The organism is Streptomyces sp. NPDC031379, from assembly GCF_055569615.1.
This window is the reverse complement of record NZ_JBVIIT010000004.1, coordinates 330,369-344,275: the sequence shown is the minus strand read 5'-3', so window position 1 is coordinate 344,275 and position 13,907 is coordinate 330,369. Positions and strand designations below refer to the sequence as shown.

General features: G+C 72.7%; 11 protein-coding genes and 3 pseudogenes. 9 read left to right on the top strand and 5 right to left on the bottom strand.

From position 1 onward, the window contains the following. Positions 1–50: 50 nt before the first annotated feature. The 8 genes and pseudogenes from ACZ5CW_RS08370 to ACZ5CW_RS08335 form a co-directional block, all read left to right on the top strand. A pseudogene (locus ACZ5CW_RS08370) lies at positions 51–244 on the top strand (GntR family transcriptional regulator); the annotation flags it as partial. A 2-nt stretch (positions 245–246) separates the two neighbouring features. Then, positions 247–828: pseudogene (locus ACZ5CW_RS08365) on the top strand (FAD-dependent oxidoreductase); the annotation flags it as partial. Continuing rightward, on the top strand, positions 825–1,532 hold the full coding sequence (locus ACZ5CW_RS08360) for an HAD family hydrolase (protein WP_468599484.1): 708 nt from the start codon (positions 825–827) through the stop codon (positions 1,530–1,532). The pseudogene ACZ5CW_RS08365 and the gene ACZ5CW_RS08360, both read left to right, overlap by 4 nt. A gap of 179 nt (positions 1,533–1,711) precedes the next feature. Next, a complete protein-coding gene (locus tag ACZ5CW_RS08355) occupies positions 1,712–2,491 on the top strand; it encodes an HAD-IIA family hydrolase (protein ID WP_468599483.1) in 780 nt (259 codons plus the stop codon). A gap of 121 nt (positions 2,492–2,612) precedes the next feature. Beyond that, positions 2,613–3,167, top strand: a complete 555-nt coding sequence (locus ACZ5CW_RS08350) for a hypothetical protein (protein ID WP_468599482.1) — start codon at positions 2,613–2,615, stop codon at positions 3,165–3,167. An 8-nt stretch (positions 3,168–3,175) separates the two neighbouring features. Beyond that, complete coding sequence (locus ACZ5CW_RS08345; RefSeq protein ID WP_468599481.1) at positions 3,176–3,835, top strand: class F sortase; 660 nt, start codon at positions 3,176–3,178, stop codon at positions 3,833–3,835. Positions 3,836–3,928: 93 nt separating this feature from the next. Next, complete coding sequence (locus tag ACZ5CW_RS08340) at positions 3,929–4,954, top strand: glycoside hydrolase family 6 protein (protein ID WP_468599480.1); 1,026 nt, start codon at positions 3,929–3,931, stop codon at positions 4,952–4,954. A 201-nt stretch (positions 4,955–5,155) separates the two neighbouring features. Then, complete coding sequence (locus ACZ5CW_RS08335; protein WP_468599479.1) at positions 5,156–5,854, top strand: CDP-alcohol phosphatidyltransferase family protein; 699 nt, start codon at positions 5,156–5,158, stop codon at positions 5,852–5,854. A gap of 9 nt (positions 5,855–5,863) precedes the next feature. Here ACZ5CW_RS08335 and ACZ5CW_RS08330 read toward each other — a convergent pair. The 5 genes and pseudogenes from ACZ5CW_RS08330 to ACZ5CW_RS08310 form a co-directional block, all read right to left on the bottom strand. After that, a pseudogene (locus ACZ5CW_RS08330) lies at positions 5,864–6,298 on the bottom strand (FAD synthase family protein); the annotation flags it as partial. Then, positions 6,295–7,830, bottom strand: a complete 1,536-nt coding sequence (locus ACZ5CW_RS08325; protein WP_468599478.1) for a fibronectin type III domain-containing protein — start codon at positions 7,828–7,830, stop codon at positions 6,295–6,297. The pseudogene ACZ5CW_RS08330 and the gene ACZ5CW_RS08325, both read right to left, overlap by 4 nt. Before the next feature lie 56 nt (positions 7,831–7,886). Continuing rightward, positions 7,887–9,434 carry an oligosaccharide flippase family protein gene (locus tag ACZ5CW_RS08320; protein WP_468599477.1) on the bottom strand — a complete coding sequence of 516 codons (1,548 nt, stop codon included), beginning with the start codon at positions 9,432–9,434 and terminating at the stop codon, positions 7,887–7,889. After that, positions 9,431–11,023: a hypothetical protein gene (locus ACZ5CW_RS08315; protein WP_468599476.1), complete on the bottom strand. Its 1,593-nt coding sequence runs from the start codon at positions 11,021–11,023 to the stop codon at positions 9,431–9,433. Before ACZ5CW_RS08315 ends, ACZ5CW_RS08320 begins: the two co-directional genes overlap by 4 nt. Next, on the bottom strand, positions 10,998–12,452 hold the full coding sequence (locus ACZ5CW_RS08310) for a hypothetical protein (protein WP_468599475.1): 1,455 nt from the start codon (positions 12,450–12,452) through the stop codon (positions 10,998–11,000). The genes ACZ5CW_RS08315 and ACZ5CW_RS08310 overlap by 26 nt, the downstream gene beginning before the upstream one ends. Positions 12,453–12,631: 179 nt before the next feature. Here ACZ5CW_RS08310 and ACZ5CW_RS08305 point away from each other — a divergent pair, with 179 nt between their 5' ends. Next, a complete protein-coding gene (locus tag ACZ5CW_RS08305) occupies positions 12,632–13,870 on the top strand; it encodes a glycosyltransferase (protein ID WP_468599474.1) in 1,239 nt (412 codons plus the stop codon). Positions 13,871–13,907 lie beyond the last annotated feature (37 nt).

Below are 13,907 nucleotides of genomic sequence, written 5' to 3'. Positions count from 1 at the left end.
GGCGCGGACCGCCGTACGGCACACGTCACCCCGTCTGCGACCATCCCTGCGTGGACTACCCGAACGACCAGGCCCCCGGCGCCCCCGTCCGCTCCGGCATCCCCGAGCACGGGCGCATCCCAAGTACTACGCGGTGAAGGCGCGGATCGCGGCGCTGCTGGAGGAGCTGGGGGAGGGCGGTGTCATCCCCACCGAGCGGGATCTCGCCGAGCGGTACGACGTCGCCCGCGAGACCGTGCGGCAGCTCACGGGGACGTGCACCACGCCGACGCGGTCGTCCTGTGCACCGGCGCCTGCCTCGGCGGCCTGGTCCGCGAACTCGCCGGGCCCGGGCTGCCCGTGCGCCGCGTCCGGCTGCAGATGATGCAGACCGACCCGCTCGGCGAACCGCTCCCCACCTCGGTCGCCGACGCCGACAGCTTCCGCTACTACCCCGCCTACGCCTCCCCGGCGCTGGACGAACTCGACGCCCGGCAGCCGCAGGCCGAGACGGCCGCCGCCCACCGTATGCAGCTGCTCATGGTGCAGCGTGCCGACGGCGGCCTGACCATCGGCGACACCCACGAGTACGAGCACCCCTTCGGCTTCGACACCCTCGAGGACCCCTACGACCACCTCACCGAGGTCGTCGGATCCCTCCTCGGCCGGCCGCTGCCGAAGATCCGCCGCCGCTGGGCCGGCGTGTACGCGCAGTGCACCGACACCAGCCGGGTCGTCCACCGGCAACAGGTGGGCGACGGGGTGTGGCTGGTCACCGGGCCCGGCGGCCGCGGCATGACCTGCTCCCCGGCGATAGCCGAAACGACCGCCGACGAACTGGGCTGGTGAGGAACGTGACCACAGACATCCGCGACATCCGACTCGTCGTCCTCGACATGGCCGGCACCACCGTCGCCGACGGCGGCCTCGTCGAGCGCGCCTTCGCGGCGGCCGCCGCCGAACTGGGCGTCGCGCCCGGCTCGGCCGACCACGCCGAGAAGCTGGACCACGTCCGCGCGACCATGGGCGAGTCCAAGATCTCCGTCTTCCGGCACCTCTTCGGCGCCGAGGACCTCGCCCGGCGCGCCAACACCGCCTTCGAGAAGGCGTACGGCGACCTCGTCGACGCGGGTCTCGTCGCCCCGGTCCCCGGCGCGCGCGAGGCGATCGAGGAACTCGCCGGCAGCGGTCGTACCGTCGTGCTGACCACCGGCTTCGCCCGCGTCACCCAGGACGCCCTCCTGGACGCGCTCGGCTGGCGGGACCTCGTCCCGCTCACCCTCTGCCCGGCCGACGCCGGCGGGCGCGGGCGGCCCTACCCGGACATGGTCCTGGAGGCCTTCCTGCGCACCAAGGCCGCAGAAGCGGTCCGGCAGGTCGCCGTCGTCGGCGACACCTCCTACGACGTGCTCAGCGGCGTACGCGCCGGAGCCGGCCTCGTCGCCGGTGTCCGCACCGGCGCCCACGGCGACGAGGCGTTCCGCGTGGCCGGCGCCACCCACGTCCTCGACTCCGTCTCCGGCCTGCCCGCCCTGCTCGCGGGAGCCCGGTGAGATGGGCATCCGCTCCGACTCCGTCACGGTCATGGAAGTCGGCCACCGGAAGCTGAGCGGGCCGGCCCGCTACCGACCGGGGTCAGGACCGGACCGCTCTGACTAGGCTGGGGGCGTCGGTACGCCGTGGTTCCGGCGCCCCCGCTTCTCGACCGTACGTACGCCAGGAGACGCACAACATGGCAGATCGCAAGCCCATCGAGTCATGGCTCACCGACATGGACGGCGTCCTGATCCACGAGGGTGTGCCGATCCCGGGCGCCGAAGCCTTCCTGAAGAAGCTGCGCGAGTCCGGCCGGCCCTTCCTCGTGCTCACCAACAACTCCATCTACACCGCCCGTGACCTGCACGCCCGGCTGCGGCGGATGGGCCTGGACGTGCCGGTGGAGAACATCTGGACCTCCGCCCTGGCCACCGCCCAGTTCCTGGACGACCAGCGGCCCGGGGGCAGCGCCTACGTCATCGGCGAGGCGGGCCTGACCACCGCACTGCACGACATCGGCTACATCCTCACCGACCACGAGCCCGATTTCGTGATCCTCGGAGAGACCCGCACCTACTCCTTCGAGGCCCTGACCAAGGCCGTCCGCCTGATCAACGACGGCGCCCGGTTCATCGCCACCAACCCCGACAACGTCGGCCCCTCCACCGAGGGCGACCTGCCCGCCACCGGCTCCGTGGCGGCCCTGATCACCGCCGCGACCGGCAAGAAGCCGTACTTCGTCGGCAAGCCGAACCCGCTGATGATGCGGGCCGGCCTGAACGCGATAGGAGCCCACTCCGAGACCTCCGCGATGATCGGCGACCGCATGGACACCGACGTGCTCGCGGGCCTGGAGGCCGGGATGCGCACGTTCCTGGTGCTCACCGGCGTCACCCAGCCGAACGACGTCGACCGCTACCCCTTCCGGCCCTCGCAGGTCGTCGACTCCATCGCGGACCTGGTCGACCTCGTCTGAGCCCACCGGTGCGGGCCGCGCCCGCCCGAAACCCGGCATCACCCGTTCGGAGCAGCGGAGCGGCCCCCGAGGATGCGGGGGCGCTCCGGCGGGGGGACCCTCCTCGTACTGGAGGTTCACGATGGGCTCACTACGTCTCACTCTCTGCACCGGAATCCTGGCCGTGGCCGGGTTCGCGCCGGCGGCCCACGCGGCGGACGGCGGCTCGGTCACCGTGACCCCCGCCTCCCCGGCGCCGGGCGCCGATGTCACCCTGAGGGTGAGCGGCTGCACCGGCGAGCGGGGCACCGCCGCCTCGGCCGCCTTCGTCGCCGACGCCCCGCTGACCGGCGGCCAGGGCGACCTGACCGGTGAGACCCGGGTCGCCTCCTCCCTGGAGCCGGGCGCCTACGGCGTGCGGATCACCTGCTCCGGCACCGTGATCACCGGCACGCTCACGGTCGTGGACGGGGCGGCCGGGCCGCTCGAGCAGCTCATCCGGCCACCCTCCGGCTCCGGCTCCGCGTCGCCCGTCGCCCCGGTCGACGCGGGCGGCGGTGGCACCGCGCACTTCGCCACGGTGGCCACCAGCGGGTCCGGTCCCGGCACCCTCCAGGCGGTGACCGGCCTGGCGCTCGCCGGGACCGCCGCGGTCGCCTTCGGGATCCGCACCCGCCGGAGCCGTGGCGCGCGCTGACGCCCGCCATGAGCGACCACCACGAGCGCGCCACCGGTACCGGGCGGCTCATCACCGGCCTGGCCTGGACGGTCCTGCTGCTGGGGCTGTGGCTGTGGGGGCGCGGTGTGACCGACGTACCGCGCGGCCCGGACGGCCCCGCCACGGGTGACGTGTTCGCCCTCGGTCGCGCCGGGCTGCCCAGCCCGGCGCGACCGCTGGGCGCCGCCCGCCCCCAGCGCATCGACATTCCCCAGCTCGGCGTCCAGGCGCCGGTGGTGGCCCGGGGCCTGGACGCCCGGGGCGCCGTCGACCCGCCGCCCTTCGGCCGGCCCGGCGTGGTCGGCTGGTACGGCTCCGGCACCGCACCCGGCGCCGCGGGAGCGGCCCTGATGGTCGGCCATGTCGACACCGAGACCCGGCCCGCGGTCTTCTACCGGCTCAGCACCCTCGAGCCCGGCGAGACCGTCCGGGTGATCCGCTCGGACGGCAGGGTCGCCGTGTTCACCATCGACGACGTGCGCGTCCTGCCCCGCGACGACTTCGACGCCCAGCAGGCCTACGGCCCCCACGAGCCGGGCCGCGCCGAACTCCGCCTGATCACCTGCGGCGGCACCTTCGACCGCGCGAGCCGCACCTACACGGCGAACGTGGTGGTCTCCGCCTACCTCACCGGCACCGATCCATGACTCGTGTGTCCCGCTCCCGCGTGGCCTCGTGACGGCCGCGGTGGATATGCCAGGATTGGCACCCGAACCAGTGCGCGCCCAGGGGGGAATCGCATGTACGACAGCAGGGTGACCCGGTCTTCGGCACGGGCGCGGGCGACCGCGGCGGTGCTGGGGGCGGCACTCCTGGCCGCCGGGTGCTCCTCCTCGGACGGTGACGGGGCACCGGACCCGGCGGCCCGGATCACCCAGCAGCCCAAGTCCGCCGACCCGTTCTGGGTCAACCCGAACGGCACCGCGGCCCGCCGGCTCGCCGCCTCCGTGAAGGCCGGCAGGAAGGCGGAGGCCGAGCAGATCCGGAAGATCGCCGAGCAGCCGGTGGGGGAGTGGATCGGCCCGGAGAACCCGGAGAAGGAGGCCCGCGGCTTCACCGAGGCCGCCGAGAAGTCCGACCGTACGGCCCTGCTCGTCCTCTACAACATCCCGCACCGCGACTGCGGCCAGTACTCGCAGGGCGGTGCCGCCGACGGCGACGCCTACCGTTCCTGGCTCGACGGGGTCGCCCGGGGCATCGGCGACCGCTCCGCCATGGTCGTCCTCGAGCCCGACGCCGTCCTGCACCTCGTGGACGGCTGCACCCCGGAGGAGTTCCACGAGGAGCGCTACGACCTCCTGAACGGCGCGATCGCCAAGCTCAAGTCCCTGAAGCACACCAAGGTCTACCTGGACGCCGGGAACGCCGGCTGGGGTCACCCCGACCAGATCTTCCAGCCCCTGCGGCGGGCCGGCGTCGACCGGGCCGACGGCTTCTCCGTCAACGTCTCCAACTTCTACTCCACCCAGAACTCCATCGCCTACGGCAAGCAGCTCTCGGCGAAGGTGGGCGGCAAGCCCTTCGTCGTCGACACCAGCAGGAACGGCAACGGACCGTACCGGGACGGCGACCCGTCCGAGCGGTGGTGCAACCCGCCGGGCCGGGCCCTGGGAGAGACTCCGACGACGAAGACCGCGGATCCGCTGGTGGACGCCTATCTGTGGGTGAAGAGGCCGGGAGAGTCCGACGGCCAGTGCAAGGGCGGGCCGAAGGCGGGTCAGTGGTGGGCGAGTTACGCGCTCGGGCTGGCCAGGGCGAGCGGCTGACCGACCGGCGGGTGAGGGGTGGCCGCGGCCTCCTCGGAGATCGGTGCCGGCGTTCCGGCCGTCACCGATGAGGCGCGGCACAGGAGTTGTCTCCGGTCGACATGAGCCGGTTCATCATATCCTTATGTCACAATTTGTCCGGTTATGCTTCCTGTAGTGCCATCCGTGGAGCCACCCGTACGACCACCCATAGGGGATGAAGTGACGGCGTTCGCAGACGTGCTCAGACTGCTGTCGACGGCGCAGAAGCCGGCTGTGGGGGTGTCGCTCTACACCCGGTTCGTGAACCGCCCGGCCGGCCGGCTGTTCGCGGCGATGGCCTACCGGATCGGGGCCACGCCGAATCAGGTGACCCTCCTCAGCGCGCTGTTCACGTTTCCCGCCCTGGCCGCCGTCGCCCTGGTGCCGCCCGGGCCCGGCCTGTCGGTCTGTGTGTGCACGGCCCTGGCCGTGGGCTTCGCCCTGGACTCCGCCGACGGGCAGCTGGCCCGCAGCCGGCGGACGGGAGGCCCCGCCGGGGAGTGGCTCGACCACGTCCTGGACTGCGTCAAGGTCGTGAGCGTCCACACGGCGGTGCTGGTGGCGCTCTACCGTTTCTTCGACGTGCCCAGCCCGGTCCTCCTGCTGGCGCCGCTGCTCTTCCAGTTGGCGGCCGTGCTGGTCTTCTTCGTCGCCATCCTCACGGAGAAGCTGAAGCGCCAGAAGCACGAACCGCTGCCGGCCTCGCACTCGGCCCTGCGGTCCGTGCTCCTGCTGCCCGTCGACTACGGCGTGACCTGCCTGGGCTTCCTATTCCTGGGGAACCAGGCTCTCTTCCTCGGGGTGTACTGCGCCCTGCTCGTGGCCCATCTCGTCTTCCTGCCCGCCTTCCTGGTCAAGAGCTTCCGCCAGCTCAGCTGAGCGAGGCCCGCTCCCGTGGGGCGAGGCGAGGACGTCGAGGGCGGTGCGCAGCAGCGTGCTCGACGTGTGCAGGGTGTACGGGAAGTAGACGACCGCCACACCGACCTCGGCGAACCGGCGCTCGAGGGCGCTCCCCTTCTGCGTGCCGCGCCAGTCGTCGCCCTTGAAGACGGCGTCGAAGCCGACCCTCTCCCACATGTCCATCTTGTCGTCCGTCGCCTCGACGACGGCCTCGTCGACGCACCGCAGGCTGCGGACGATGTCCAGCCGCTCCGAGAGCGGCACCACCGGCGCTCTGCCCTTGACCCGGATCACCTGCTCGTCGCTGACGACGCCCGCGACGAGAAGGTCGCACCGCTCCCGGGCGCGGCGCAGGATGTTGAGATGTCCGACGTGGAAGAGGTCGAAGACGCCGGGTGCGTACCCGATGCGGTGTCTCCTCATGACTGTCCCGGCCTTTGCGCGTAGGCGGTCGTGGTGACCGTGAGGGGAGCGGACCTGGCGGCGGTGCGCCGCCCGTCGGTCACTTCGATCGTGTAGTGGTGGCGGGTGCCGGCGGTGACCGAGTCGGTGTAGCTCATCAGCGGGCGGTTCCAGGGGGCGGACCGCTGCCGCAGCGTGGCCACGCGCTTTCCGTCACGGCGGATCCGGTACGTGAGCACCGCGTCGTCGCGGTCCCAGGCGGCCCGCCAGCCGAGCGTGACCCGTCCGGAGCGGCTGTCCGTCAGCGAGAGGGCGGGAGGATCCTGGACCGGGGCGTCCGAGGTGGTCCCGAAGCGGGTCAGGGACTGCTGGGACTTGCCGTTGACCTCGGTGAACTCGCCCCCCACCCAGAGGATTCCGCGGGCCGCCACCATGGTCCGCGGGCCGACCCCTTCGCCGACGCCGTCGTCCGTGTCGGGATACCAGTGGAGCAGGGCGCCCCGGGCGGCCGACTGGGCCAGCAGGTGCCACCTATGGTCGCGCTCGGGGAAGCCGCCCGGCGTCTCCTGGCAGTCGTGGGCATGGGTTCCGGTGTAGAGAACGCCTCGGTAGGGCAGGACGACCTGGGTCGCGCCGTGGCAGCTGTCCTTCCACAGCAACCGGCCGTCGGTCAGCCGTCCGGCGAGACGTCCGTCGAAGGTGCCGGGGCCGTCGCCCTCGGCCCCGAGGTAGAAGGTCGCCCCCTTTCGCGCCAGCGACTTCACCCGTGAACTCTCCGGGATCCAGTCGGGATAGGAGGCCACGGTCGCGCCGGTTTCGGGATCCAGGGCCACCAGCCCGTGCTCCCAGTCGCCGTCGACCTCGTCGAACTCGCCGCCGACCAGGATCTTCGCGTGGTCGGGTGCCGCCAGGAGCGCCCGCACCGACCCGCTGACCTCCGCCTGGAACGGAAGCAGCTCACCGCCTCGCGTGAATGCCGCTACGTGGCTCCTCGGCCGGTCGCCGACGTCCAGGAAGTCGCCTCCCAGGTACACCGTGCGGTCCGTGACGTCGATGGCCCGGACGGCCCCCGACAGGGCGGGCCGGAAATCCTTGCGCAGCGAGCAGCGCGCCGTGTCGAAGGCGACCGCGTTGGCCACGCCCTCACCGTCGACCTCGCCGAAGGAGCCTCCGACGTACAGCACCTTGCCGTCGGGTGACGCCCTTATCGTGCGTACGGCGCCCTCGCCGCCCGTGAAGGAGTGGGTGCACGGCAGCAGTTTGCCGGTGACGGCGTCGAAGGCGGCGAAGCTGCTGCGCGCCACCTCCCGCTCGCCCGGCTCAGCGCCCGGCGGTCGGACGTTGTCGAAGGTGCCGCCGACGTACACGACACCGCGTGCGGTCGCCACCGACCAGACGATGCCGTCCGTCTGCCAGGTCGCCAAGGGGGCGGCGGTGAAGGCGGGCTCGCCGGTGGCGGGCTTGCCCGACGCTGTGGTGAGTGATGCGGTGGTGAGGACCACCATGGCGGAAGCCGTGATGGCGGTCCTCGCCGTGAGGTGGCGCAGGCGCATGGAACATCCCGGGGGTGATGATCGGCGGGAGGGGGAGTGAGCGGAGTGACGCGGCCTCAGGCGGTGCGTTTGCGCAGCACGGCGACGAGATCGCTCACGCCCAGAGTCGTACGAAAATGCCATAGAACGGTGCCGAACACGCACACCGCCAGAGTGATTCCGAGGGCGAGGCCGGTGCCCGTGTCACCGGCCAGCAGCCGGACGGGAACCACCGCGGCCGTGGTGAGGCCCAGGCCGACGCCCAACGCGGTGAGGTACCCGCCGTCGACGGTCGTGAAGCCGGGATCACGTCGCACCAGGGCCGCCGCCCCGAGGTTCTCCACGACGATCGCCGCCCCCCACGACAGCGCGGCGCCCAGGGCGCCCAGGTGCGGCACGGTGAGTACGCCGACGCTCAGCTGCACCGCGAAGGCCGCGCCGGTGACCACGAGGTGCCAGGAACTCCGGCCGGCCATGAGCATCACCGTCTGGGCGTTGCCCACCCCGACGTTGACCGCCGAGGCGACACAGAGCACGATCAGCGCGTCCGACCCCTGGGTGAACTCCGGCCCGAACAGGGACAGGACGGTCTTGGGGAAGTCGGCGAGGAACACCAGCAGGGGCCAGGAGAACAGCACGATCCACCGCGTGGAGACGCGATGCAGGTGGCAGGCCTCGTCGAGCTGGTCCGTGGCGAGCAGCCGGCTGATCTCCGGCGCGAAGGCCAGCCGGACGGCGAGCTGCAGCAGTGTCGCCGCGCTGATGACCCGGCCGACGGCGGTGTAGATGCCCGCCTCCTCGCTCGTACCCAGGCTGGACAGCAGGATGACGCCCACCCAGACCGCGCTGATGTCGAAGACGGAGGAGATCGCACGGGGCGCGGAGAACGCCCAGAACCCGCGCCGGGCCGCGGCCGCTCCGAGCGGGGGAGCGGGCACGTCCTGCCGGCCGGCACGGCAGCGGCGCAGCGCGAGCCAGGCGGCGAGGGCGCCGGTCAGCGTGGGGACGAGCCAGGCCACGGCCAGGCTCAGCACGCTCGGGGCCAGGACGGCCACGGGTACGGCGATCAGCACGCGCAGCACCGGCTTGCCGATCTGCTCGACGCCGACGAGCGGGAGCACCGTGCCGTAGCCCTGGGTCGCGCCGAGCCAGATCAGGGTGACCGTGGCCAGCGGGAGGAACACCGAGAAGAGCCGGACCAGGGTGACCGCGTCGCCCGGGGCCAGGTTCGACAGCAGGGCGGTGGCGGCGGGGGGAGACAGGAACAGCACCGCGGCCGCCGCCGTGCTCGCCACGGCGCCCGGGACGACGGCGGTGCGCAGGAGCGCGCCCACGTGCCGGCCGTCGTCCGTGGCCACGTCGCGGGAGATGAAGCGCACCAGCCCGGTGTCGGCGCCGAGCTTGCAGGTGTTGCCGAGGATGGTGAAGACGGCGACACCGGTGAACACCGCTCCCGCTCCGTGCGCCCCGAGCGCCCGGGTGACCAGGGCGACGAGCAGATAGCCGAAGAGAGCACTGACGGCCGAGCCCAAAAAGCCCCACCAGCCGCCGCGCGCGGTGGCCGCGATCCCGCTCGGGACGGGCCTGCCGCGGGCGGTGGGTACGGCCGTGCCGGGGGCGCTCATGCTTGTGTGGCGGCGACCGTGGCGTCCGGCGCTGACGAGCCCGGCTGGGCCTGGGCGGGCATCTCCGGGGTGACGGGTGCGTCCGGCGCCGTCGGCCGGCGCCCCAGGGTCCAACGCCGTTCGTGGGCGCCGGCGTTCGTGCCGACGACCGCGCCCAGCACGCGCCCGCCGGAGCAGCCGACGAGTTCGCGGACCCGCCGCAGGTCGTCGCGCCGGGTGCGGTCCAGGCAGGCCAGGACGAGGACGCCGTCCACGCGCTGGGCGACGGCGGGGCCGTCGGTGTGCTCCAGCAGGGGGCGGGTGACGACGAGCGCCGACTGTGCGGTGCCGGCGCGCGACAGCTCGCGGGTCACCATGGGGGACGCCGGGATCCCGCCGGTGGCGGTCCCCGGTGTGCCGGGGGTGAGGGTGAACCGTCCGGCCGCGCCCGCGTTGACGAGGGCACGGCCCTCGGGCAGGCCGGCGGCCTCGGCGTCGCCGCTGCCGCCCGCGTTCACCAGCGGCAGCCGGGCCGCGAGGCCGGGGGCGCCTCCGGTGGCGTCGACCAGCAGTACGTCGTCGCCGCACTCGGCGAACGCGGCGGCGAGGTTCACCGCGGCGGCCTCGGTCATCGCGTCCTGTCTCGGTGCCACGATCAGCAGGGAGCCGCCGGGTGTACGGCCGCCGCCGTGCCGGAGGCGGAAGGCGAGCGTGCGGTAGGTCTCCACGTGGCCGCCGGGGGTGCGGCCCAGCTGCAGCAGTTCGCCGCCCGGGCCGGTGTCCGGGAGGATGCCGAGGACGGGAGCACCCAGCGCGCCCTGGACCTCGGCGATCGAGCGGGCCCGCGGTTCGAGGGCGGAACGCAGCGAGGCGAGCGCGAGGCCCAGAGCGAGGCCGCCGAGCAGACCGAGACCGATGAGGGCCGTGAGTCCGGGGCCCGCCGGGAGGGCCGGCGGCGTGGCCGCGCGGACGATGTCGCCGCCGGTGGTGTCGCGGGAGCGGATGTCCGCGATCCGCTTCTGCAGCGTGTTGATCTGGTCGGCGAGGCCGGGGTTGGGGTTGTCGTCGTCCTTCTTCTGCTTGGCCAGGAGCGGGGTGAGCTGCTGCTTCAGACCGCTGGTCATCCGGTCCGCCGTGTCCTTGGTCCTGGCCTGGCGGTCGGCGAGGTAGGCGTCGAGGAAGGCGTTGGTCACCCGTGCCGCCCGTCGCGGGCTGGTGGCCGTGTAGGCGAAGTTCAGGACCTGCGCGTTGGGTGCGAAGCTGACGCTCAGGTCCCTGCTCAGCGCGGCGGCGTGGGACGGCTCGTGCAGCGTCCGTGCCGCACGGGCCGCGACGTCGGCGCTCAGGGCGATCTGCCGCTCCGTGCCCATGCTCACCTGGTTGTCGACGGACACGCCGAACGGGCTGAACGGGTCGGTCGTCGAACGGACCAGGACCTCACCGGTGGAGGTGTAACTGCGACCGCCCAGCAGCCCGAGCAGCAGTGCGCCGAGCAGCCCCAGGGCGGTGGCCAGCACGATGGTCCCGCGGTACCGCAGCAGCTGACGCAGCTGGTCGCGGAGCCGGTCCGGCTCGTTGTACCAGTCATCGAAGCTGGTGGGACAGGTCACGAATGCCTCCTGTTCCGGAGATCGGGGTGCGGCCGGCGCTCGTGGGCGACGGCGACGGTGAGGGGGCCCGGGACGGCCGGGCGGCGCGGGTCGTGATGAGGAGCGGCAGGGCCAGCAGCAGGAACAGCGGTCCCACGACGCCCATCAGGCTGCCGCGCAGGAAGATCATTTGATAGAAGGCGAAGGCGGGGACGAACAGCACGGCCAGCGTGTCCCGTTCGCCGCGCAGCCGCTCCCGCAGGTCGTCCATCCGGCGTCCGGCCGCCCCGAGCAGAGCGAAGACGGCCGCCACGGCGGGCGCGCCGGCCCACAGGTAGCTCTCGATCCACAGCGGTGCCGAGAGATTCTTGAAGGAGTAGCCGGCCCAGTCGGCGAGGGCGACGCCGGTGTCCTGCGGTTTTCCGGGCCACATCGAGCGCGGAACGGCGAACAGGGCGGGACCGAGCGCGGTGGACGGCGAGAAGCCCTTCTCCTTGACGTAGTCGATCCCGCTCTGCATCTGCTGGTAGGCGTCGTAGTCCATGTTCGTGGTGAACTGCTCGGCCAGGGAGATCACGTGGACCGCTTCCCGGTGGTCGTAGCGGAAGTAGTCGCTGTAGGGGAAGACGAGCAGCACGGTCGCGGTGAGCGCGGCGGCGACGCGCCGGAAGGTGCGCGGGCGGCTGAACCGGCCGACGGCGAAGAACAGGACCAGAAGGACCGTTCCCGCCCAGAAACGCGGCCTGCTGACGGGGTTGTTGACGATCACGTTGAGCGCGATCAGCGGCGGGAGCAGCAGCAGGCGCAGGTTGCGCAGCAGCCGGTCGCTCGGCGTCGTCGCGCGGGACAGCTGCACCAGGGCCACCAGTGCCCAGAACGCGGGGACCGCCACGGACCACACGGCCAGCGTCCGCGTCGAGTCCGAGGCGGCGCCCGACTGCCACACCGCCTGCCGGCTGGTGAAGAAGACCTCCACGCCGCCCAGCTGGGGGATCAGTACGGCACCGAGCGCGAGCGCCATGCCGGACAGCAGGAGTACGCGTACGGGCGCGAACCTGCGGGTCAGCAGGGGTTCGAGCCGGACCGGCCGGCCGCCCGGACGCCGCCGGGCCAGTGCCGCGCCGGCGCTGTAGGCGAGCAGCCCCACCTCGGTCAGGGCCGTGGCGGCGAAGGCCGTGGTCTCGTCCGCACGGTAGTCGTGGGAGTAGGTGCGGGTGGCGAGCATGGCGAGTGGGGCCAGCCCGAGCCACACATAGGAGAAGAGCCAGAATCCGAGGGCGGTCAGCCGCACCCGGGTGTCGGTGAGCACTCGGGTGAGTGCTCCGCCGGTGTGTGCGAGGACGACGCACTGGAGGGCGAGGGCCGGCCCGAGGTGCGTGCCGGGAGTCAGCAGAACCAGTGCGGGCAGCAGGGCGACGAGGACGAAGGCCCAGCCGAACACTGCGGCCACGCAACGGACTTGACCGTCCTGCACCTGACACCTCGATACAGAGAGACCAACGGCGGATGAATGAGGGCAAACTGAGTGAATAGGGGCAAGCCAGTTATAGCTCAGGCGGCTGTCTCATCCGATCGAGTCATGGCGCGTTTCGCTGGATATTGCAGTAATTCGCCCCTTAGTGTTCCTATATGTCCAAACTCCTCGAGGGTCGCCGTCTCCTTCTCGTGTCGACCAACTACGCGCCCGAACACACCGGAATCGGGCCCTACTCGACCGGGATCGCGGAACACCTGGCGGCCGGTGGCGCCGAGGTCGACGTCCTCGCGGGCATGCCGCACTATCCGGCCTGGCGCGTGCAGGACGAGTACCGGGGACGCTGGCGCATGGTGGAGCACCGCGGCGGCGTCCGGATCCACCGGCGGCGCGGATACGTCCCCTCGCGGCAGACCGCGGCGCGCCGGGCGGCCTACGAACTGAGTCTCATGGCGCACGGCTGCGTCCGGCCGCCGGCCCTGCGCCCGGATCTGGTGCTCAGTCAGATGCCCTCCCTCGCGGGAGGCGTCGTCGGCGGCCGGGTCGCCCGGCGTCACGAGGTGCCCCACGTGGTCGTGGTGCAGGACCTCATGGGAGCCGCTGCCGCGCAGAGCGGAATCACCGGCGGCGGCCGCGTGGCCTCCCTGGCGGCGGGGGTGGAGGCGAGGATCCTGCGCTCGGCCGCCCTGGTCGGTGTGGTGCACGAGTCGTTCCTGGACCGCGTCACCGCGGCCGGTGTGCCGGCGGCCCGCGTCCGGGTCGTGCCCAACTGGACCCACGCCAGGCCCTCCCGCGCCGACCGCCGGGCGGTACGGGCCCGGCTCGGCTGGGGGGAGGGTGAGTACGTCGTGCTGCACGCCGGGAACATGGGCCTCAAGCAGGGGCTCGAGGTGCTGATCGACACCGCGCGGCTCGCGGCCTCCAGCACCCCGCGCCTCCGGGTCGTGCTCATGGGGGACGGCAGCCGGCGGGCGCACCTGGCGCGCCTGGCCGCGGACCTTGCGCAGGTGGACCTGCTGCCGCCCGCGGCCGACGCCGACTTCACCGACGTACTGGCCGCGGCGGACCTCCTGGCGGTCACCCAGCGAGCGTCCGTGCTGGACATGAGCCTGCCCAGCAAACTGACGTCCTACTTCGCCAGCGGCCGTCCGGTCGTGGCCTCGGTCGCCGCCTCGGGGGGCACGGCCGGCGAAGTGCGGCGCTCGGGCGCGGGCGTCGTGGTGCCCGCGGAGGATCCCGAGGCACTGTACGGAGCCGTCCGGGCGCTGGCCCAGGACCCCGGCCGCGCGGCCGCCCTCGGCGCGCGCGGCCCTGCCTACGTCCGGGAACGGCTCAGCCCTCAGGCCGGCCTGGGCCGGATCACGGCGCTGCTGTCCGAGGCCCTGGCCGGCTAGGGGGTCTCGTTCGGATCAGGTCGGACCCGGGCTGATC